Origin of the sequence: Pristimantibacillus sp. PTI5 (assembly GCF_048572955.1) — a bacterium.
In the GTDB taxonomy this organism is placed as follows: Bacteria; Bacillota; Bacilli; order Paenibacillales; family Paenibacillaceae; genus Pristimantibacillus.
Window position 1 is genome coordinate 2,779,145 of record NZ_CP183886.1, and the last position, 20,809, is coordinate 2,799,953.

A 20,809-nucleotide genomic window follows, 5' to 3' on the forward strand; every position below is an offset into this window, starting at 1 on the left:
ATACTCCTCTAATTTATATTTTCAATCGACAAACCTTGTTCATTTTCGCGCAGATATAATTCCCCTATACCGCGTATGGTTACACGTACCGGGAAGCTTTCGGCGGTTTTATCCGTGAAATGCCAGCGCCTGCCGATTTCGACCACCATCAGCAACCCGTTGTCATCGCCGATCGGGTTAAAGCTGTCGTTGCGCGTCTTATACGTCATGAGACCAAGACTCTCAAATTGGTCTACGGCCGCCGGAACGCTGCTGGTCGGCACGCCAATCTCGCTGATGCACAGGATGTCCTGCTGCGGGTCAAAGGGATGAGCGGCAGCGTTGTCCATCGTATGACGCGCGATTAGCTCCAGTATATTACCCGCCGGGTCTTCAAAATAAACCGAATGCGAATTCCATGACTCGCTGTAGGACACATCCTGGCCAGCCTCCGTGCCGATCGGCACCAGCGCTTCGATCCACTTTTTCGCCTCGGGAAGCCTGTTCTCCGGAATCGTAAAAGCAAAGTGGTAATAATGCTCCTCGGCCGGCTGCGGGTCCATCTCCCGGAACGTCAGCTCGCTCCAGCCTGCCTGAACCGTAAAGCTTCCCTGCTCCGAGCGAATAACCGGGAGGCCCAGTACTTCGCTGTAAAATGGTTGAATGGCTGCTGAGCTGGCCGTCATTAGCAAAAGCTTCTCAATAATCATTTTACACCTCGTTGCGTTCAAAATACAAAGCGCTCTCCGTTGCAAACGCTCTTGCCTCGGCGGAATCCTCATGCATGCCGTAAGCGAGCATCAGCTTCGTCACGGCAGCTTCAACGGAAAGCTTCTCTATAACAATCGCCCCTGCTTCAATCAGACGAAGGGAGGAGGAATACAGCGCATCCGAACGGTCCCTAATCGGACATATGTAGAAGTCTATGCCGAGCTCCTTGCAGCGTGCGATGAACTGCGGGAGTGAGTACGGCCCCTGTTCGACCGCGCAGGCCGTACCGGAATGATGAAGATCATGAAGCACCGCCTTGGGCCGGTTCGACGTAAAATCATAATAGGTATATTCCAGGCCCGGATAAGGCCTAATATAAACGATGCCGGAATCCAGACGCAGCGAGTCCGCTTCCCAGTTCAATGCCGTTTTCGGCGCTGCGAGCCTCAGCGTCTCCGGCTTCGGATTACGATCATGCGGAAGCCAGCCGAATACGCTATCCGCTATTTTTCCGTAGGGTAAGCCATAAGGACTGCCAAACTGGTCCGTGAAGGATACGGCTTGCGTAATCCGGGTTCCGAGATAAACAAGCATGTCCCCTTTGTCATCCTCGTACACCACAAATACGCCAGGAAGCTGCTCGCCCGCTGCAAAATCGATCGCACTCGCAAAATTGCGGCGCCCGTTGCTCCGCTTGTCAGCCAGCGGGTAATTGCTCGCGGTCATCACGATCGGTATCCGCGTGCCCGCAAATAAATAGCTGATCATGGCTGCGCTATACGCTAAAGTGTCCGAGCCGTGCGTAACGACGAGACCGTCGTACAGAGTCAGATCCAAGCCGCGAATAGCCCGCGCAAGCGCGACCCAGTCGTTTGTCGTCAAATTTTCGCTTAAAAGGTTTAGCGGCTGTATCGCATGAAGCGTTACGTCATTGCGTTTGCGCGCGCTATGGCTGTAATCATCAATAAGGGAATAAGAGCCTGCGCCGTCGACATCGATGCCCTCTCCTTGTTTTTTGCTGCCAATGGTTCCTCCGGTAAATACGACTAACAGCTGTTTCATTCTTGTTCCTCCTTGCCTTGCTAACATGCTATCGCTTCCCAGCGTCTATTGCTAATGGAATGCTATCATCGTATATGCGGCGATGCATCCAGGTCAAGACGGGTCGTTATTCTTATCAGGTTGCCCCGTCGTACTAGCTTCATACGATCAAGACATTGCCCGCACCGCACGCCAAAAACAAACAGAGCTGCCGCGAGGCACGCGTTTCTTCGCGCTCGGCGGCAGCTCTATTTGTTCAATCGCCTTCCAGCTCTTTTTGCTTCAGCCAAAAATCATTAAAGTGATCCAATATCGACTCTGTCGAAACGGTGTCCTGCAAATATTTCCGTCCGATCACGGCAGCCTCTTCAAAATACACGCCATAATTCGTATAGTGAGTCGGCCGCTTAACGCCTTGATAACGAATCGGGTCGTTTGCCATCAGCTTATACGGGGCATAAGTGCCCGTAGAATACTTCTCCTCATCTAAAGCATCGCTATAAATAGAGATGACTCCCGCTGCATCCGCAAAGTCCCGGTTACGCTCAAGCGACGAAAGATAAGAAATGAATGCCCATGCCTCATTCTTATGCTTGGATTGCAGGGCAATCCCCCAGCCAGCCGCGCCTACATTGAAATGCGATACGCCCTCCGGTCCGGCAGGCAGGGGAGCCGTAGCCCAATGGTTCCGGCTAAGCTTGTCCTGAATGGAAGGAATCACGTCCGTATCTTGGATCAGAATGGCCGCTTTGCCGTCCGTAAACGCTTGTACCTGTTCATGGAAGCCCCAATCGATGGATGCGGGATGCGAAGTCTCGACGTAGATTTTACGGTATAACTCAAGCGCCTCCGCTGCGCGTTCGCCTTCGAAAATAGTCGACCCGTCCAAATTAAACATCGAATCGTCAGCATTTACGTTATTCCCGTTATAATCCTGAATGATGGCCGATAAAGGGTTGGCCGCACCTCTTCCGCCGCGAAAGGCATAGCCGTACTGTTCGATCTCCGGCTTCGTCAGCTGCTTGCTGACAAAGAAAAGCTGTTCCCATGTTTCCGGCACTTGAAGCGCTTTGGCATCAAACCAATCCTTGCGGTAATAGAGCTGTACCTGATATAGGCTGCTCGGGATATAATAGGTAATATCAGCCACGGCTCTCGCCATAAGCCTCGCATTTTCGCTGAGCAGCATGTAATTGCTCCAGCCTGATATGTACTTTTCCAAGCTCATCAGCAATCCCTTTTCCGCCATAGCATGTGCCGTAATATCGCGTACTTCCACGATGTCTACCTCTTGGTTTTGCTCCAGCATCGTCAGAATGTCAGCATCCGCCGTATCGTAGTTAGGTGAAATAAGCTCGATTGCTATACCCGGATTATCCGCTTCGAATTGTTCGATCAATCGCTCGAGCTCCGCTGTGCGCTTCGGCGACATTAAGCTTTGGACGACCTTTAGAATCACTTTAGCAGGAGCAGGTGTCTGCTCGGTTTCCTCCGTTTGGCCGCGATTATTCGTGCAGCCGCCTATGAAAGAGATCATGATGATCAATGAAAGCGGGTACAGTGCTTTGTAAAACAGACTGCGCTTCATCAAATCCCCCCGATACAAGTAAAGGTAAATTGCCATTACTTTGTATATCGGCTTTAAGCTCCCCAAACGGTACAGTTTCGTCCTTGTTTTTTGCCGAATATATCCTGCATGCCGCCTAAGCTGGATTTAGCGCTTATTTCATGCAGCCATGCGGCGTACCGGCTTTCTGATCAGCGCTCTTCCTCCGAGGAGCATCAGCGTAATGGCAAACGTAGCGCCGTACATCCATTTGATCGCCGGAAGCTGCGAGTCCGTTCCGGCAAAGAACCCATGCGCCATGGCCATCATAAAGATGGGATAAGCCAGCAAATGAATCGTTAACCACACGCCTTTCGAAAGCTTTTGGCGAAAATCCGAGGTAAGCAGCAACAGAATCAAGCCATAAAGCGAAAGGGTGCCCATTCCATAAAGCACGGGATGCCCGTGAGCCATAAACGGTACGAGGATCTCCTTCCACTCAAACGGCGTATACGTATCAATGACAAGCACCGCGGCGTGCAGCAAAGCCAGCAGCGACCCGCCGTTCGTCAAGCGCATATGCGTCTTGTAGAAGGCTGGTTTTCTTTTGCCTTTTACAAACGGATAACCGTAAAGGATGCCAAAAGCCATTCCGGCAAAAAGAAGCAAATAAGCGGCAATGCCTAAAATTCGTGTAAGCTGCCAAGTCGGCAGTCCAATAATCCAATCCGTCATTTCATTCTCCTCCCATTCCTCTGTGGGGGAATCGCTGCCTGAAGCCTGTGGAGCGACCCGTCCGACATATAGATGCAGCTCTCGTAAGAAGGAGCATGCTCGGCAAGCATGGCCGCCCCCCGTTCTAGTCCGGCAATGCATACGACTTTCGCCCACACCTCGCATGCCGTAACATCCGGTCCCGAAATCGTGCACTGGACAACATCGCTGCCGCTCGGCCTCATTCCACGGGGATCTATAAGATGATGGTATTTTCCCTGCGGCGTTCCCCAGCTTCGTCCAAGCGTGTTGGAGGTCGCCACTCCGCCATTGTACAGCTGAATAGCCTCATCGCTGCAGGCCGCATCCCATGGATTTTGAATGCGCAGCTCTGCGGGGACGCCATCCGCTCGGTCATCCCATACCATCGCATCGCCGCCCGCGTTAATCAATCCTCTTCCTATGCCCTTTCTACGCCGCAGCCAATCCGACAGCTTCCGGACAGACCAGCTCTTTGCAATCCCTCCGAGATCAAGCTGCACGCCGCTTCTTAGCCTCACTGCTTTCATCCGTGCATCCATTTCCATGTACGGCTCATCCGGCCTCACGATCGCTCCTTGGAAGGGGGTGGTTGGTTTAAACTGCCCGGCATGCTCAAAAGAACGGTCATACCCTGCCGCTTGCAGCGCCGCCAAAACATTAATGTTAAATAGGCCATCTGTACGCAGCCGATAGGCTTCAGCTTCGGCCAGCAGCTGAAATAAAATATCCGAAACGAGCATCCAGCTTCCCGCAGCCCGGTTTAGCCTGTTCAGCTCGCTGCTTGCGTTAAACCGGCTGAGCCGGGTTTCCATATCCTCAAACCACTCTTTTACCAAAGCCGCGTATTCGCCTGCCTCATCCCGTGTTTCCTTTGCGGAATCCGAATGCGGATTCCGCTGCTGGATAAGCTGTGCCTCAATGTCTGTATTCATCGCGCGAAAATGAACGGATATCCGGTTATTCATCCTATGACCGTCCCGTCTGGGACCGCAGGCCGCCGCTTGCTGACCCCGAATCGCTATCCGGCTCGGGAGCGGTCTCCCAGCCCCCGTTTCCTTCCGCTTCGCCGTAACGCTCCGACCGGCCGTTAGTTCTCTGCTGCGCCCAGCCGTCCACCACGCTGTCTTCCTCTTCAAGCTGCTGCTCTATCGTTTGGTCAGAGCTATCCCCCGCTTTCAGCGCATTCGCCTGCTGGAAAGCCTGGCTGTTCTGTATGGAGCCGAATACCAAAAATACAGCAAATGCTCCGCATGCCCCGAGCTGCCATTTCATCGCCTTGGATTGTTTCATCGACCCGCTCACTCTCCTTTTTTGAACATCATTTCTTCTAAATTTAAGCAGAGTATATCGCGGTTTTCTGAAGCCTAGGTTAAAACAATATAAAAATACGATCAGTCCCGCCGTTCCCGGCTATATCATATGATGGTACCCGGTCCTAGCCGGCTTACCTCATTTATTTTATAATATGTAAATAATAATAATAATCATTGTCAATGCTATAAGAGTAGCAAGATGATGCCCACTGAGATAAAGCCGAGATCGTTGTAGAACGGGATATCTCCATTAGGGGTTGACTGGACTGCCGTATACCGTATGATAAAGACCGAGGTGACGATTCATGATTAATCAAAATAGCGATGTCTCCGAAGAGCATCGACGGCATAAAACGGAAGAAGCCGGCGCCCATGAGCGCCGCGGCCCAGGCAAGCGTTATTTTGGCCGGGGCGGCGTGAAATTCGCGCTGCTGAAGCTGCTAAACGGCGAGCCTATGCACGGCTATCAGATGATGAAGGCATTGGAGGAGCAGTCCGGCGGTCTCTATGTACCGAGCGCAGGCTCCATATATCCGACTCTCCAAATGCTGGAGGAGCGCGGGTTTATTGCCATGAAAGACGAGGATAGCGGCAAAAAGGTGTTTATGATTACGGAGCAGGGCCGCTCGGCCTTGCTGCTTCTCCCCGATAAAACGAGATGCGAAACAGCCGAAGACGGCCGCTGCTCCCCGGAGACCGAATCCTTTCGGAATGAGAAAATACGCCGCAAGCTAGGGTTATCTCATGAAACCTTCGACCTGCTGCGCTTAGTGACGCGAGCCGAGCAGGAAGCCTCGGCCAGCAAGGAACGGACGGAAAAGTTGCAGCGGCTGCTGAACGAGCAGCAGCAGCAGCTTAACGCTTTCCTTTCCGGCGACGAGCAGCTCGTGCGTCGATAAAGAGCGGACAGCATAACCCAAGTTCAACGCATATAAACGAAAAAAGATTACCGCAAAGCCTCCCAATCGAGGCCAACGGTAATCTTTTTTTATTAATCAGTGCTAGTGAGAGGAATCATGCGATACCTGATGTCCCTTCAGCGCATGACCGCCGTGAACGCTGCCTGATTGCTCGGCACCCTTTTCGCGTCCCATGAACGGCCACCAGTTGGCAGGTCCGAACGTACGCACCATGACCGGGATAAACAATGGAAGCATCAGCAGCGCATACATGAACAAGCCACAAAGCACGATCGTCGCGATTTGCAGAAGCGACATGACGCCCGAAGGCAGCATCGCCGCGAATGTCCCGCCTAGAATAACGGCTGCCGACATAATGACAGTACCCATGTTTTTCATCGCTTCCAGAATCGCTTCCTGCGGCGATAAATGACGATATTCCTTGAAGCGGTCCATTAAGAAGATACTGTAGTCGATTCCGAGCGCGACCAGCATTACGAAGCCGAAGAACGGCACCGCCCAGCTAATGCCGGATTGTCCAAGCACCCTGACGAATATGACCTCCGCAATCGCCATCGACGAGTAGAACGTGACGAGGAGCGACGCGACCATATACAGGGGCATAACAATGGAGCGGAACAAAATGATCAGAATGATCGAAATCCCTATCAGCATGAGGATAACGGTACGTGAATAATCAGCCTTCGAAATATTGCTTAAATCGTTATTCATGCTGGTTACGCCGCCGACTGCCACCTCGGCTCCGCTGTATTCCGTCCCCTGGATGGCACGGATGACCGCTGCTTCTAGACTGTCAATTTGAGCCATCGTCTCCTGCGCGTAAGGGTTGCCGCTGAAGACAACATCAAATTTCGCCGTTTGGCGGTCCTCTGACATATAAACGTTCAGCGCCGACTGGAACTCCTCATTCGCAATGGCTTCCTCCGGGATGTACCAGCCGCTCATTTGCTTATTTGGCGCTTCGGCAAGCCCGTTCAGGTAACCGCCGGCAGAAGCCAGCCCATCCGTTACCTGCGTTAAGCCGTCCACGCTTTGGTCGAGTCCGTCCGTAAGCTCGCCCAACTGCCCGTTTAAGGATGCAAAGCCGGCTTGCAGCTCCTTCTGCCCATCCGAGAGCTTGTCGAAGCCTTGCGTTACGCTTGGCAGCTTCGATACGATTTGGCCCTGGCCTGCTGCCGCTTGCGCGATGCCGCTTTGCAGCTCGGCAAGCCCCGTAGCCAGCTTGCCAAGTCCTGCCGCTAAGGCTGATTGTCCCTCGGACGCTTGCAGAAGTCCTGCATTCGCTTGCGTCATGCCCGCCGAGATGCCTGTAAGCTGCTCATTCAGCTGCGTCAATTGGCCGCTTAGACCTGCTGCTCCCTCTTGCAGCTGCCCCAATGAGCTAAGCAATTCCTTGTAATTCGCGTCGTCCTGCAGCTCTGGATGGCTGTCCTGCAGACTCGCCAAGCCTTGTTTTGCGCCTGATAAGCCGTCAGCCAGCTTCGTTTGCTCGGAAGCAATCGCGCGGTATGCGCCGGATAACTGGCCAAGACCGCCGCCCAGCTGCTCATAGCTGCCCAGCAATTGCCGGCTGGCATTGGCCAGCTGCTTCGCGCTTGCCTCCGCCTGCTTCAAGCCATCGCTCAGCTCGCCCGCACCCGCTGATCCATCCAGCATTCCCTGCTGAATCTGCTTCAGGCCAGCGCCGAGCTCCACGATACCTGCTTTCAACGCATTCGTGCCGTCTACAAGCTGGCCGGCGCCAGCTGCCGCTTCATCCAGCTTAGGCGCATTTTCGCTTAGCGCGCTGCTGGCTTCGGTGAGTCCTTCACCGATTTTCCCCAAGCCCTCGCCGCTTTGACCAAGTCCGTCCTCTAGGGTCGTAACCTGATCCGACACGAGAAATTGCTCCATGATCTCGCCCGTAGGACGGGTAGCGCTGCGGACAGCCTTGACGCCCTCCGTATTGGCAAGCTCGCGGCTAACCTGTTCGAGCGCCGCCAGCCCCTCCGGCGTATCCATCGGTGTATCCGTCTTGACAATAACGGTGGTAGGCAGCGAATCCCCAGGACCGAAGCTGTCTGAAATAATATTAAAAGCTTTGACGGAATCATATTTATCGCCGATTTCATCCAGCGAGTTAAAGGATATGGTTCCTTTATACGCAGTCAGGAAAGGAACGATGATGACCGCCAAAATAATAAGCGCCCATACGGGGCGTTTCAATGAAAATTTGCCGACTGTTCCCCACAGCTTGCTAGGTTTATGCTCCAATGAGCCTTTTGCCGGCCAAAACAGCTTCGTGCCAAGCACCGCCATAAAGAACGGAACAATCGTGAATAATGCGATGAGCAGCACCGCTACGCCGACTGCAACCGCAACCGCCGAGCGGTAAAGCATGAAGGTCGAGAAGCCGATCGCGGCAAAACCGACCAGCACCGCCAAGCCGGAAAACAATACCGTTCTGCCTGCCGTGCGGTAGGTTTGAATAATCGCTTCCGTCTTATCGCCTCCGCTATGCGTAAGCTCTTCCTTAAAGCGGCTGATGAGCAAAATGCAATAATCCGTGCCGATACCAAATAATACGGCAACGAGAAATATTTGCGTAAAATTCGAGAGCGGAAAGTCAAAATACTCGACTAAGTACGCGATAACCGATTGTGAGATCAAGTAAGTAAAGCCCACCGCAACGAGCGGTACAAGCGGCGCGACGGCCGAACGGAATACGACAAACAGGATGACCAAAATGAAGCCCAGCGTAATGAACTCCGTCTTTTTGAGCCCTTCCTGGGAGCTCTGTACGACATCCTCGGAAATTACCCAGTTACCGGTATAATAATGCTCTACCTCCACATCCGATATCGCCTCGTAAAGCCCGTCTCTCAGCTCAACGAGCTGACGGTCGCCAGCCTCGACATTGACGAGCGCCAGGATGGTGCTTCCATCCTTGGACACCATCTGCTCCTTCAGCTCTTCGGTATCAAAGTGCGTGGTAACGGAGAGAACACCGATGTCCCCGGCATTGCTCTTCAGCTTGTCGATACCGCCCTTCACTTCCTTTAAATCTGCGCCTGACAAGCCGCCTTCCTTGTGAAATACAAGTACGGTCGGCATCCCGCTGCTGGCGCCGGCACCATCATTCCCGCCGATGGCTTCTTCCAGCTCGCTTGCAATGGTCGAGGAATAGCCGTCAGGCACATTAATCTGCCCTTTCGTTCGTACGAGCTCCTCCATGTTCGGTGCGCTGAGCATCAAGCCGATAGCAGCCACAAGCCATAACACCAGAACAAGCCATCTCCATTTCAGTACGGTTCTCATCCCTAACTTCCCTCCAATGATATCAAACTAAGGTTGCATCATTTCCTGCGCAAGCTTCTCGAAGGTCTCGATAAACTTCATCGCTTCCTGCTCCGGAAAACGTTCGATGTACTTGGCCAACAGCACATGGATTTTATCTTCCATGCGGTCACAAACCTGTTTACCTTCTTGGGTAAGGGCCAAATAAATGACGCGGCGATCCTTTTCATCCGGCAGCCGCTCAATCAGGTTCTTATCAAACAGCCGCGTAATGATTGCGGTGATGGAGCTTTTTCCCACGCAAAAAATGTCCGCCAGCTCGGATGACGTGCATTTCTCCCTCGACCGTAAATAACGCAATGTAGAAAATTGATCAACCGTTAAATCATCCGGCATTAGCTCGCGGATCATCGCATTTAGCCGGCGGTTAACGAGAAAATTCGCCGCCTCGTAGCGATCGATAATGTCTTTTAATAATGCTCGATCCACACTGATGTCCTCCCTGTTATGAAACATTCCTACGACCGATAAATTAATTCTATTGTGAAATAGTTCAACAATAGAACTATATCAAACAATTTTATGTCCAGCAATCCAATAATTTTGAACGAATAGTGAATAATATGACATTTTTTCCTAGCTCAAGCGATAAACCAGAACCCATTTTTCCTAAAGAGATGTGTCGAATGAATGGAAATGGATTCCTTACAAAAGGAGGATTTTAGATAATATTGTCGAATGATAGGGAAAATACATAAGCAACCAGGAGGCCGCAGGTGAGCAACACTCTATTTTCGCAGCATAAAAAGCAATGGACGATTGCTTTAGCATTTGCCCTATGCACGCTACTTGCGTTTCTAGAATTTTTCCATCGGCATTTTGTTTGTGTCATTTCTGCTCAATATTTACATGAATAGCTTAAGCTCCTTTAAGGAAGTCAGCCTGTATGCGCAGCGCCTGTCTTCAAGCGAAGTCGACCGCATCCTAGATTCATGGGATAAATGGCAGGCTCTGAATCGCGGCAATCTATCTTCGAAGCAGCAGGAGCTGGAGCAGCAAAATCAATTTTTCCAGTCGATGCTGGAGAATCAATCGACGGATCTTACGATCTCCGTCACGGATTCCCAGAATCTAATCCTCGGCCAGACATTTCTATCAAGGAAATCTATGCGAAATGATCGTTAAAGCATTAAAAGATACGGACCTGGATCCCCAATATGTCAGCCTGGAAATTACCGAGGGCGTATTTATGAGGAATAGGAATCAGGTGATCGAGACGATCCAGTTCCTTCGAGGTCTCGGCATACAAATATCGATCGATGATTTCGGCACGGGATATTCCTCCTTGAATCAGCTGCAGCCCCTGCCCATCTCGGACGTTAAGCTTGACCGTTCCTTTATCCAAGGCATCACCAGCGACGATAAAAAATCTTCGATTGTCAAAGCCATTATTGAGCTTGTTCACAGCATGAACATGAAGGTGGTGGCAGAAGGCGTGGAGACGGCAGAAGAATCAAAATTTTGCACCGATTTGCAATGCGACGAACTTCAGGGCTATTTATTCAGCAAGCCCCTTCCGCCGCAGGAGCTGGAGCTGCTGCTGGGCAGGGCAATTTAAGCGGAGAGCCAGAGAGAGCGCAAAAAAGGAGCAGTCCCCGGTCTATGACCGAAAAGACTGCTCCATTTTCATTTAGCTTCGCTAATATGCCGCGCCTTCTACAGCTTACACGGCTGATCCTTCGGCTGCATCGGTGCCAGTGCCCGTTTGCTCCTTGGAAACACCGCTGCCTTGGCGATCGCCGCGCGGCCCTTTGCCGCCGCCTCGTGTCGGCAGCTCTCCGTTCACATGTTTCGTCGCATGCTCAACGGCTGCAGCAAGCTTCGTATCATACTGCTCCTGCGTGATTGTGCCCGCCGCTAACTCCGCAGCCAGCTTCGTCTTCTGATCCTTTACCTGCAGGTCAATAAGCGTTTGGACGGCGACGCCCTTCTCGGCCGCTACGGCCGCAATGGTTTTACCCGCATCCAGCTCTACCTTTAACGCCTCTTCTGTCACGCCCAGCGCCTCAGCGATTGCGGTTAGATTTTTACCGAATCCTTGGCCCTTGCCGCGCTGTGTCAGTACACCATTCACATGCTGAGTCGCATGCTCAACGGCTGCCGCAAGCTTCGTATCATACTGCTCCTGCGTAATCGTACCCGCTGCCAATTCCGCAGCAAGCTTCGTCTTCTGGTCCTTCACCTGCAGATCGATAAGCGTTTGAACGGCAACGCCCTTCTCGGTCGCTACAGCCGCGATGGTCTTACCCGCTTCCAGTTCTGCCTTTAACGCCTCCTCTGTCACGCCCAGCGCCTCAGCAATTGCGGTTAGATTTTTGCCAATTCCGCCGCCTCCGCGTTTCCCGAAGCCGAAGCCTTTGGAATCGAGCAGCTTTTCCGCCTTCGTCGCAGCATCTGCGGCTGTATCATCGCCTGTTTGCGCAAGCGCAGCAGCCTCAGCCGCTTCCAGCCACTCTACTAATTTCGTTTTCAGCTCAGCCCTTGTCTTCCCTTGCTCTACGGCAACCTCCGACAATGTTAAGGTTTGAAGCTTCGTCTGCAGCGCAGTTTCCTCTAAGCCTAAGTATTCAAGAAGCTGTGTTTGTATTTGTTCAAAGCCGCGTCCGAATCCGCCGCGCTTATCTGCATGATCCTTACCGGCTTTGCCGCTTTCTGCCTGTGTGCTCTGTGCCGCCTGCTTATCGCTGCTTGCCGCAAATACGGCTTGGCCTGCCCAAAGGCTGCCGCCTCCGAGCGCCAACGTTAGCGCGATTGCTCCTGCTGTTATCGCCTTTGCTTTTGCTTTTGCATTCATTATTTACTTCCACCTTTCACTTTCGATTTGTTGTTACAAGGTCTATCATAGCCAGCAATACTTAAGCCTCCTTTAATCCAAGCTGAAAGTTGGCTGAATATGGACAGGATTCCGTCCATGCTGCCTTTCGTTTGACATACAAATGTCGAATGATAGCGTTTAATATGCTTTTTTTTCTGAACGGAACACTTTCCTAACAGGTAGTCTCGCATTTATCTAATACCTATTTGTTAATGTAGACGGAGTTGCAGCATCATGAGCGGTCAAAAATGATTTGGAAGTCCCTCTTCATTTTTCGACAAACTTCGACGATAACATATCTTAACTTATAATTATGAGGTGTGGTCCGCATGAAACGTATGAAAGAAAGAAGCTTAGTCTTTACCAGCTCCATCCTATTGGCCCTTCTGCTTGTTCTGATCATCGGCGTTACAGAGTATTTATCGTACAACGCGCAAAAAAAATCCTATCTCGCTGAAATTGAACGGATTGGCGAGTCGCTCAGCTACCAAATCGAGGCCGGGCATGATTTGCTTACCTTTGGCTTTAATGAAGTAACGGCAGGAAGAGAAACCAAAAACGAAACCTTCGAGCTGCTCAAGCGGCAGCTGGATGTCATGACCAAAAACGATATTGTCACCAATGCCTACGTGTACATGCCTGACATTATCGAGCGGAACGGCAAAGAATTCATGGTCATGATGCAAAGCAATGAGGCACTCCAAGCTGCAGGCCTCGGGGCTGGCGGCGAATATGAAATGAATCCTGATTTTGCCGCAGATATACATGAAGTACTTGAAAATGGATCCGTCCTGACGGATGTATTCAAGGACGAATACGGCGAATGGATCTCGTATTTGGTTCAAATTAAAGACCCTGGCGGTAAGTTGATCGGCATATTCGGCATGGATGTCGACTTCAAGCAAATTCATGAGGCTCTGCGGATTATGCTTTGGAAAAGCGTTACAATTGCCGCTATTCTTTCCCTTATCGCAATCGTCATCATTGTTAGCTTAATCCGTTTGGCGCTGAAACCGCTCAAACGATTGGCTCAAGTATCCTCGCTGGCTGCAAAAGGCGACTTAACGCTGGCCGTGCCTGTCAAAGGCGGCAACGAGATTGCGCAGGTATCGCTTGCCTTTAACGAAATGATCGCCAGCCTGCGCCAACTGACCAGCAACATCCGCACAACCTCCGATGAGGTTGCCGGATCGGCGTACAATATGCAGCAAAGCGCGGAACAAACATCGCGTGCTACGGAAGAGGTCACGGAAGCCATTCAAGAGGTAGCTTCCGGCTCCGACACTCAGCTGCAGAGCTTCCAAGAGTGCCAGCGCGCCATGACGGAAATGACGATCGGCATTCAGCGGATTGCCGAATCGACCTCTTCCGTATCCGAGCTTGCGGCCGATACGACCGCGCTCGCTTCCGAGGGCGAAGCCGTCATCGATCAAACGCTGCAGCAGATGCAGGCTATCGAATCCAATGTCATCGCAACCGTATCGACTCTGCATGAATTAATGGAGCAAAGCGATCATATCGGCAGTATCCTGGCGTTGATCAGCGATGTTGCAAATCAAACCAACCTGCTTGCGCTCAATGCTTCTATTGAAGCCGCACGCGCGGGCGAGCACGGAAAAGGATTTGCGGTCGTTGCCCATGAAATCCGCAAGCTGGCTGAGCGCTCCAAGGAATCCTCGGAGCAAATTGCCGCTATTCTGCACAGTATCGGCAGCTATACCTCAACAGCTGTCTCGTCGATGGAGCAATCGGTAGAAGCCGCACGCATAGGCTCAAGCATTACGAGCCATGCCGGCGAGTCATTCCGCTCCATCGTCACGTCCATCCGCGACGTATCCAGCCAGGTCCAGGAGGTTTCTGCCGCTTCGGAGCAAATGTCGGCAGGCAGCGAGCAAATTGCCGCGTCGCTGGACGAGCTCGAGGGCATCACGGCTAACGCCGCAGGCAACTCCCAGCGGGTTGCTGCCGCTTCGGAAGAGCAGCTTGCCTCGATGCAAGAGGTTGCAAGCTCCGCTGAGCAGCTCCGCAACTTGGCTGCCAGCTTGAATGAAGCCATCGGCCGCTTTAAAACCTAATAAACAGAAAAACGGCTAAGCGGGAATGATTTCCGCTTAGCCGTTTTTGTTATTTAACCTATGCCGGTAAAGCCGCGCCTAATTGCAGCTGGTACATGGCATAATATTTGCCGCGCTGCTCCATAAGCTCGTCATGGCTGCCGCGCTCCACGATCACGCCGCGGTCCAGCACGAGAATTTGGTCGGCATTTCGAATCGTCGACAGGCGGTGAGCGATAACGAATGTCGTACGGCCCTTCTTCAGCACATCGAGCGCCTCTTGAATAACGGCCTCCGTCTCCGTATCTATGCTCGCTGTCGCCTCATCGAGAATAAGGATGGCCGGATCATAGGCCAGCGCCCGGGCGAATGAAACGAGCTGCCGCTGACCGGCTGAGAGCGTGCTGCCTTTCTCGATAACCGGCGCATCGATCCCTCCCTGAAGCTGGCTGAACATTTCATAGGCGCCTACGTCGCGCAGCGATTGCTCGATCTTCTCGCGGCTGATGGCCGGGTTATCCAGACTGATGTTGGACGCAATCGTTCCCGTAAACAAGAACGGATCCTGGAGCACGATGCCCATATGCTGGCGAAGCAGCTGCTTCGGAATATCGCGAACATCCATGCCGTCCACAATGATCTTGCCTTCGTTTGCATCATAGAAACGGAACAGCAGGTTCAGTATCGAGCTTTTGCCAGACCCGGTGTGGCCTACCAGCGCCACGGTTTCCCCTTGGCGGGCGTGGAAGGAGATATGCTTCAGCACATATTCATCCTGTTTGTAGGCAAAGGATACGTCCTCGAACTTCACATCGCCTTTGTAACGCTCCATCCTGCCGCGAGCGACATCGATCCCTTCCTCGTCCATCAGCTTAAACACCCGCTCTGCCGATACGCGCGCCGTCTCCAAATTCGAGAGCTGATTTACGATACCTACAATCGGGGCAAACATACGGTTCATATAGTCGACAAAAGCGTACAGTACGCCGACCGATACCGCTGAGCGGAGCGAATCGCCCCAGAACATCCAAATGACGATGATGAACAGGATATTCCGCACGACGTTAACCAAATTATGCGACGTAATGGAATTGAGGCTGAGCAGCTTATTTTGGTACTTGTAATAATGCTCGTTCATTTCTTCAAATTCCTTAGTCGTCTCTTTCTGACGGCGGAACGCTTGGATAATCGTCATCCCTTGGATGGATTCATTGATCATCCCGTTAATCTCGCTCAGCTTCGAGCGGATAATGCGGTTATAGCGCGCCGCGAATTTCCGGTAAACGATAATCCAGAGGATGAGAATAGGCACAAGCGGCAGCGCCACAAGCGCTAATCGCACATCCAATAAGAACAATGCGCCGTAAATGGCTGCCATATAAATAATGCCTGTGAAAAAATTCGCCAGCACCGCGACATAAAGCTCGCGAATCGCCTCCGTATCGTTGGTTACCCGGGATACGACCTGGCCCGCCGACAGATTATCGTAATAGTTCACCGGCAGCCGCTGCGTATGGGCGAAAATATCGGTGCGCATCTTGCGCACGATGCGATTTGCCGACGTTTGCAGCATCAGCCGCTGACCGTAGGTAAATACGGCGACCAGCAGCAGAAAACCGAAATACATCACAGCCAACTTCATTAGTGATGGGAACTCTGGCTGGTAAAAGGAATAAAGCTCTTCCCTGGTGAGCTTCGTTACGGGATACGAGACACTCTCCGCCGTATCCTTGTTTGTCACGGTAAGGGTATTGCCCTCGACCACGCGTTTGCCTTCATCCGATGCCAGCGCTTGGTCGAGCCAATAAAACTGCCTTCCTACCTGCAGCACGCGAACCTCTTTGCCCTTCTGCCCGGAAGCCTCTGCGGCAAAATGATCCTCGCGCTTATACCATTTGTCTTTATAAAAAACGGCGAAGTCCTGCTTGCCCTCGACCTCATGCCACTTCTTCTCGATGCCGAGAATGTTCTGGTCAATCATCCGCTTGGCTATAAACGGTCCCGCAAGCTCTGCGCATACTGCAAGCACGAGCAGCAAAAGGGCGAGCATGATCGGTTTTTTATAAAGCATGGCGTATTGAAACAATCGTTTTCCTGTATTGCCCATTGCCCTTCACGCCTCCTGTTTGTTACGTTTCAATGATGGCCTCCAGCTGCTGGCGGTCATACTGCTCGCGATACCAGCCGCCGCGCTCCAGCAATTGCTCATGCGTGCCTTCCTGCACGATCCGTCCCTCATCGAGCACGATGATCCAATCGGCATGCTGCACGGCTGATAAGCGATGCGTTGTTATAAGCGTGGTCTTGCCGGCTCTCTCCGTACGGATGCCCTCAATGATTTCAGCCTCCGTTTTGCCGTCTACGGCCGACAACGCGTCGTCCATCAGCAGGATTTCCGGGTCGGCGATGAGCGCGCGCGCAATGCTGACACGCTGCTTTTGGCCGCCGGAAAGCGCCACTCCCCGTTCGCCGACCATCGTCTCCAGCCCATCCGGCAGAAACTTGATGTCCTTCGCGAACGATGCCCGCTCCAGCGCCCGCTGCAAATCCTCTTCCGTACCCTCTTGGAGTCCAAAGAAAATATTTTCGCGAATGGTTTTGGAGAACAGGATCGGCTGCTGCGGCACATAACCGATCCAGCCCAGCAAATCATCGATCTTCAAGCTGTCCAGCTTTGTCCCGGATATGCTGATATCGCCCCGGCCCAACGGATATTCCCTTAACAGCTGCTTCAGCAGCGTGGTCTTGCCGCTCCCGGTCCTGCCTACAATGCCGAGCGTCTGTCCTTGCCGCAGCGCAAAGGATACGTTCGCCAGGTTATCGACCGCGGAGGAAGGATAACGGAACGTCACCTCCCGGAACTGCAGCGAAGACGGCCCGCTTACCTGTACCGGCGAGCTTGCGTCAGCAACGTCAGGCTTATAGCCAAGCGTTTCATTGACGCGGTCAAGCGACGCATTGCCCCGCTGCATGATATTAATCAGCTCGCCGATGGCGAACATCGGCCAAATCAGCATCCCGAGAAATACGTTAAAGGAGACCAGCTCCCCGAGCGTAATTTCGTTATGGAATACGAGGTAGCCGCCATAACAAAGGCCGATCAAATAACTTGTTCCGACGAGGATTTTCATCGTTGGCTCAAACAGCGCATCGATACGCGCTACGGCAATATTTTTGCTCAGCACATCATTCGTTTTGGCGCCAAAACGCGCCTCGTTGGCTTCCTCCTGCACGAACGCCCGTATGACCCGTACGCCGGATACCGATTCAAGCACCTGGTCGTTTAACTCGCCGAATGCGTCCTGCGCATCCATAAAGCGCTCGTGAATTTTTTTGCCATAATGCTTCATCGCCAGCGCCATAAGAGGAAGCGGCAATAAGGCGGCGAGCGTAAGCTTAACGCTGATTAAGCCCGCCATAACGATTAGAATCGTAATCATGAACAGCGTCGAGTCGATGAGCGTCAAAATACCGAAGCCCGCCGTCGTCGCTACCGCACCCAAGTCATTCGTAGAGCGCGCCATAAGGTCGCCCGTCCGGTTACGTTCGTAAAAGGTCGGAGTCATGCGGAGAAAATGCCCCATCAAACGCGAGCGAAGCAGCTTCTCCAGCACAAATGCCCCGCCAAACAGCTTATAATGCCATATGTACGTAATGATATAACCCACAACCGTAAGCAAGGTCCAGCCGATCAGCACGCGGTTAAACTCGGCCTGCCCGAGCTGGTCCTGATGGATGCCGTCAATCGTATAGCCGATCAGCCACGGCGGTATGACATCAATAAATCCCGTTAAAATAAGAAGTGAAATAGCCACGGTATAACGCTTCCAGTTCAATTTGAAAAACCAGCTTAATTTTTTGAGTACACTGAACATCCTTCTCTACCACACCTTCCGTTATCCATCCCATTCTCGTTTACCTTCTGTTTATTCCCTCGGCATATGCACATGGCGGCAGCTGCTCCCTTAGTTGCAAAAAAAGAAGCGTGTCGCCGTAACGACACGCTTCTTCTCTGCGTAAGGCACGGCTGCATGGCAGTCCTGCTTCACGGGCATAGAAAAGGCGCATGATTACGATGACGTAACCATGCGCCTTTGATGATGGGAATACCCTTAATCAAAGTAAAACGACGCGCGGATGGATTACGTTATTCATGTCCAAACGATGGTTCATTGCTGCATTTGCATTAAAGTGAATGTTTGTATTCATGGATCGTAATCCTCCTCTCGATAAAATCTAATTGTCACTTTACCATTCGTGGAAATGACTGTCAACCCCACGTTTGGGTATACTTTTTCTATAATCAAACATTACCAAGCTGCGGTTCCGTTAGTGCTGGTGCTAAAAAGCCTCGTTCCCTCTCATGAGAAGCGGATCCGCGTCACAAATCGTTCCCGTTTACTGTGATTTAGATCACAAAGGGAAGGTTCTTACGCGGCTATACTTGGGTTATTCGATAAGGCGCGGCGAGAACGGATCAGCCCGTTCCATCCCGCATGGCGCCAATAGACAGTGGAGGGATTCATCATGTTAAGCGCGAATTCGGTTCAAATCATTAAATCTACGGTTCCCGTATTAGAGGTTCACGGCGTCGCGATTACGAAACGCTTTTATGAGCTGCTGTTCACGAACCATCCCGAGCTCTTGAACATTTTCAATCATGCAAACCAAAAGCAAGGCAAACAACAGACCGCGTTAGCTAACGCGGTTTACGCAGCCGCTGTGCATATCGATAATCTAGCGGCCATTATCCCGGTCGTGAAGCAAATCGGACATAAGCATCGCAGCTTGGGCGTTAAGCCGGAGCATTATCCGATTGTCGGAACCTATTTGCTCAAGGCCATCAAGGAAGTGCTCGGGGATGCGGCTACGGATGAAATTATAAATGCGTGGGCAGAAGCTTACGGCATCATTGCGGATGCATTTATTAGCATTGAGCAGGAAATGTACGAGGCTGCGCGTACGCAGCTTGGCGGCTGGGAGGGCTTCCGCCCGTTCCGGGTGGAGCGGGTCGTCAAGGAGAGCGAGGTTATTTCTTCTTTCTATTTGGTTCCGGAGGACGGCGGCGACATCGCCAGCTTTATTCCCGGCCAATACGTGAGCGTGAAGCTCCAAATAGAAGGCGCCGAGCATACGCAAATCCGGCAGTACAGCCTGTCCGATTCGCCCGGCAAGCCCTATTACCGCATATCGGTAAAACGCGAGGATGCTTATCAGGACCGCTCCGCGGGAGCCGTTTCCACCTATTTGCATCAATGCGCGCAGGAAGGCAAGACCTTATGGCTGTCTGCTCCAGCCGGTGATTTCACGCTTAACACCGACGATCAGCGTCCCGTTGTTTTGATTAGCGGAGGCGTTGGTTTAACCCCTATGGTCAGCATGCTGAACACGCTGACCGAACGCTATAACACGCAGCCGGTCACCTTCATCCATGCGGCTCAGAATGGCGATGTACACGCGATGAGAGACCATATCAATGCGCTGGCAGACCAGCATCCGCAGCTATCGGTGTTTTATTGCTACCAGAACCCGACAGAAGAAGACATCCGGCTGCAGCGCTTCCACAAGGAAGGCTATATCGACTTGGCCTGGCTGCAATCCGTCATTCCGGATGCGGACGCTCAATATTACTTCTGCGGGCCGACTCCTTTTATGGCAGCCGTAAAACGTTCGCTGAGCGAGTGGGGAATTCCGGAAGCCGATACCCATTTCGAATTTTTTGGTCCGGCCGCAAGCCTCGAAACCGCAGCAACCGGCTAGTTCGGCTCGGATTCTTTCATTTGGGCGCGAAGCAGCCTGTTGACCGTTTCGCGCCTAAGGCCGATGAGCTGGCCGATCTCATCCTGCGTCAGCACATCGGTAATGGACATAGGACCGATATAAACGGCAAACCATTGCTGAAGCCTGATCAGCTTATCTGCCGGAGCAACCTGCGTTAATTGATCAATCCGCTGCTGCATCATACGCAGCTTGCTTTGGAGGAGCAGCGCGATTTCGCGGTTCTTCTCCGGATTTCGCTCGAGCTCGCCGTACCACTGCTGCGGCGATACGCTGTCAACCTCGCAGGTGATGAGCGCTACCGCCGTGCCGTGATAGGGCATCGGGCTAATCAACGAATGATGCGGAATGGTTTCTCCGGGCACGATGAGATTAACCAGAAACGGATTGCCGTCCTCATGCACGCGAACAATCTTCAGCAATCCGCTTCGAAGATGGAAGAGCGGTCCGCTTTCCCCTTGGCGAAATAAAACTTGTCCTTTGTGCAAAAACATGCCGTTCCTCCTTATTTCAGGGCCCATCCGGATTTTTCGGATGGGCTTTATTGCCGTGAAATCCCG

Annotated in this window: 17 protein-coding genes; 5 read left to right on the top strand and 12 right to left on the bottom strand. The window is 52.3% G+C overall.

Features of this window, described 5'->3' with window-relative positions:
* Positions 1–8: 8 nt before the first annotated feature.
* The 6 genes from ACN6MW_RS12490 to ACN6MW_RS12515 all read right to left on the bottom strand — a co-directional run bounded on the left by ACN6MW_RS12490 (position 9) and on the right by ACN6MW_RS12515 (position 5,323).
* Positions 9–689, bottom strand: coding sequence for a VOC family protein (locus tag ACN6MW_RS12490; protein ID WP_419875682.1), 681 nt, complete (start codon positions 687–689; stop codon positions 9–11).
* Between the two features lies 1 nt (position 690).
* The gene (locus tag ACN6MW_RS12495; protein ID WP_419875683.1) at positions 691–1,752 is read right to left on the bottom strand and encodes an asparaginase; all 1,062 of its coding nucleotides are present in this window, start codon (positions 1,750–1,752) and stop codon (positions 691–693) included.
* A 235-nt stretch (positions 1,753–1,987) separates the two neighbouring features.
* Complete coding sequence (locus tag ACN6MW_RS12500) at positions 1,988–3,319, bottom strand: ABC transporter substrate-binding protein (RefSeq protein WP_419875684.1); 1,332 nt, start codon at positions 3,317–3,319, stop codon at positions 1,988–1,990.
* A 138-nt stretch (positions 3,320–3,457) separates the two neighbouring features.
* Positions 3,458–4,012 carry a ferric reductase gene (locus tag ACN6MW_RS12505; RefSeq protein ID WP_419875685.1) on the bottom strand — a complete coding sequence of 185 codons (555 nt, stop codon included), beginning with the start codon at positions 4,010–4,012 and terminating at the stop codon, positions 3,458–3,460.
* A complete protein-coding gene (locus tag ACN6MW_RS12510; protein WP_419875686.1) occupies positions 4,009–4,998 on the bottom strand; it encodes an FAD:protein FMN transferase in 990 nt (329 codons plus the stop codon). The genes ACN6MW_RS12505 and ACN6MW_RS12510 overlap by 4 nt, the downstream gene beginning before the upstream one ends.
* Position 4,999: 1 nt before the next feature.
* Positions 5,000–5,323 (bottom strand): hypothetical protein, encoded by a 324-nt coding sequence (locus ACN6MW_RS12515; RefSeq protein ID WP_419875687.1) that lies wholly within the window; start codon positions 5,321–5,323, stop codon positions 5,000–5,002.
* Positions 5,324–5,651: 328 nt separating this feature from the next.
* On the opposite strand from ACN6MW_RS12515, the gene ACN6MW_RS12520 reads away from it, so the two are divergent.
* A complete protein-coding gene (locus ACN6MW_RS12520; protein WP_419875688.1) occupies positions 5,652–6,245 on the top strand; it encodes a PadR family transcriptional regulator in 594 nt (197 codons plus the stop codon).
* Between the two features lie 102 nt (positions 6,246–6,347).
* Here the strand turns inward: ACN6MW_RS12520 and ACN6MW_RS12525 are convergent, their stop codons facing one another.
* Together ACN6MW_RS12525 and ACN6MW_RS12530 are read right to left on the bottom strand one after the other, a co-directional pair.
* The gene (locus ACN6MW_RS12525; RefSeq protein ID WP_419875689.1) at positions 6,348–9,563 is read right to left on the bottom strand and encodes an MMPL family transporter; all 3,216 of its coding nucleotides are present in this window, start codon (positions 9,561–9,563) and stop codon (positions 6,348–6,350) included.
* A gap of 27 nt (positions 9,564–9,590) precedes the next feature.
* Positions 9,591–10,031 carry a MarR family winged helix-turn-helix transcriptional regulator gene (locus ACN6MW_RS12530; RefSeq protein WP_419875690.1) on the bottom strand — a complete coding sequence of 147 codons (441 nt, stop codon included), beginning with the start codon at positions 10,029–10,031 and terminating at the stop codon, positions 9,591–9,593.
* A gap of 420 nt (positions 10,032–10,451) precedes the next feature.
* Here ACN6MW_RS12530 and ACN6MW_RS12535 point away from each other — a divergent pair, with 420 nt between their 5' ends.
* Positions 10,452–10,727 (top strand): hypothetical protein, encoded by a 276-nt coding sequence (locus tag ACN6MW_RS12535; RefSeq protein ID WP_419875691.1) that lies wholly within the window; start codon positions 10,452–10,454, stop codon positions 10,725–10,727.
* Positions 10,717–11,160 (top strand): EAL domain-containing protein, encoded by a 444-nt coding sequence (locus tag ACN6MW_RS12540; RefSeq protein WP_419875692.1) that lies wholly within the window; start codon positions 10,717–10,719, stop codon positions 11,158–11,160. The genes ACN6MW_RS12535 and ACN6MW_RS12540 overlap by 11 nt, the downstream gene beginning before the upstream one ends.
* 105 nt (positions 11,161–11,265) lie before the next feature.
* Here ACN6MW_RS12540 and ACN6MW_RS12545 read toward each other — a convergent pair whose 3' ends face one another.
* Positions 11,266–12,396 (bottom strand): hypothetical protein, encoded by a 1,131-nt coding sequence (locus ACN6MW_RS12545; RefSeq protein ID WP_419875693.1) that lies wholly within the window; start codon positions 12,394–12,396, stop codon positions 11,266–11,268.
* Between the two features lie 350 nt (positions 12,397–12,746).
* Between ACN6MW_RS12545 and ACN6MW_RS12550 the strand changes: the two genes are divergently transcribed.
* Positions 12,747–14,492 (top strand): methyl-accepting chemotaxis protein, encoded by a 1,746-nt coding sequence (locus tag ACN6MW_RS12550; RefSeq protein WP_419875694.1) that lies wholly within the window; start codon positions 12,747–12,749, stop codon positions 14,490–14,492.
* Positions 14,493–14,550: 58 nt separating this feature from the next.
* Here the strand turns inward: ACN6MW_RS12550 and ACN6MW_RS12555 are convergent, their stop codons facing one another.
* Both ACN6MW_RS12555 and ACN6MW_RS12560 read right to left on the bottom strand, forming a co-directional pair.
* Entirely contained in the window at positions 14,551–16,578 is a 2,028-nt protein-coding gene (locus ACN6MW_RS12555; protein WP_419875695.1) for an ABC transporter ATP-binding protein, read from the bottom strand.
* Positions 16,579–16,600: 22 nt separating this feature from the next.
* Entirely contained in the window at positions 16,601–18,346 is a 1,746-nt protein-coding gene (locus tag ACN6MW_RS12560; RefSeq protein ID WP_419875696.1) for an ABC transporter ATP-binding protein, read from the bottom strand.
* Between the two features lie 652 nt (positions 18,347–18,998).
* Here ACN6MW_RS12560 and hmpA point away from each other — a divergent pair.
* On the top strand, positions 18,999–20,231 hold the full coding sequence (gene hmpA / locus ACN6MW_RS12565) for an NO-inducible flavohemoprotein (RefSeq protein ID WP_419875697.1): 1,233 nt from the start codon (positions 18,999–19,001) through the stop codon (positions 20,229–20,231).
* Here the strand turns inward: hmpA and ACN6MW_RS12570 are convergent.
* Positions 20,228–20,743, bottom strand: coding sequence for a Crp/Fnr family transcriptional regulator (locus tag ACN6MW_RS12570; protein ID WP_419875698.1), 516 nt, complete (start codon positions 20,741–20,743; stop codon positions 20,228–20,230). The genes hmpA and ACN6MW_RS12570 overlap by 4 nt on opposite strands.
* Positions 20,744–20,809: the final 66 nt, after the last annotated feature.

What these genes read in the sequence shown, in the direction of transcription:
- ACN6MW_RS12490 (WP_419875682.1), bottom strand. Translation starts at nt 689, where the DNA reads ATGATTATTGAGAAGCTTTTGCTAATGACGGCCAGCTCAGCAGCCATT.
- ACN6MW_RS12495 (WP_419875683.1), bottom strand. Translation starts at nt 1,752, where the DNA reads ATGAAACAGCTGTTAGTCGTATTTACCGGAGGAACCATTGGCAGCAAA.
- ACN6MW_RS12500 (WP_419875684.1), bottom strand. Translation starts at nt 3,319, where the DNA reads ATGAAGCGCAGTCTGTTTTACAAAGCACTGTACCCGCTTTCATTGATC.
- ACN6MW_RS12505 (WP_419875685.1), bottom strand. Translation starts at nt 4,012, where the DNA reads ATGACGGATTGGATTATTGGACTGCCGACTTGGCAGCTTACACGAATT.
- ACN6MW_RS12510 (WP_419875686.1), bottom strand. Translation starts at nt 4,998, where the DNA reads ATGAATAACCGGATATCCGTTCATTTTCGCGCGATGAATACAGACATT.
- ACN6MW_RS12515 (WP_419875687.1), bottom strand. Translation starts at nt 5,323, where the DNA reads ATGAAACAATCCAAGGCGATGAAATGGCAGCTCGGGGCATGCGGAGCA.
- ACN6MW_RS12520 (WP_419875688.1), top strand. Translation starts at nt 5,652, where the DNA reads ATGATTAATCAAAATAGCGATGTCTCCGAAGAGCATCGACGGCATAAA.
- ACN6MW_RS12525 (WP_419875689.1), bottom strand. Translation starts at nt 9,563, where the DNA reads ATGAGAACCGTACTGAAATGGAGATGGCTTGTTCTGGTGTTATGGCTT.
- ACN6MW_RS12535 (WP_419875691.1), top strand. Translation starts at nt 10,452, where the DNA reads ATGAATAGCTTAAGCTCCTTTAAGGAAGTCAGCCTGTATGCGCAGCGC.
- ACN6MW_RS12540 (WP_419875692.1), top strand. Translation starts at nt 10,717, where the DNA reads ATGATCGTTAAAGCATTAAAAGATACGGACCTGGATCCCCAATATGTC.
- ACN6MW_RS12545 (WP_419875693.1), bottom strand. Translation starts at nt 12,396, where the DNA reads ATGAATGCAAAAGCAAAAGCAAAGGCGATAACAGCAGGAGCAATCGCG.
- ACN6MW_RS12550 (WP_419875694.1), top strand. Translation starts at nt 12,747, where the DNA reads ATGAAACGTATGAAAGAAAGAAGCTTAGTCTTTACCAGCTCCATCCTA.
- ACN6MW_RS12555 (WP_419875695.1), bottom strand. Translation starts at nt 16,578, where the DNA reads ATGGGCAATACAGGAAAACGATTGTTTCAATACGCCATGCTTTATAAA.
- ACN6MW_RS12560 (WP_419875696.1), bottom strand. Translation starts at nt 18,346, where the DNA reads ATGTTCAGTGTACTCAAAAAATTAAGCTGGTTTTTCAAATTGAACTGG.
- hmpA (WP_419875697.1), top strand. Translation starts at nt 18,999, where the DNA reads ATGTTAAGCGCGAATTCGGTTCAAATCATTAAATCTACGGTTCCCGTA.
- ACN6MW_RS12570 (WP_419875698.1), bottom strand. Translation starts at nt 20,743, where the DNA reads ATGTTTTTGCACAAAGGACAAGTTTTATTTCGCCAAGGGGAAAGCGGA.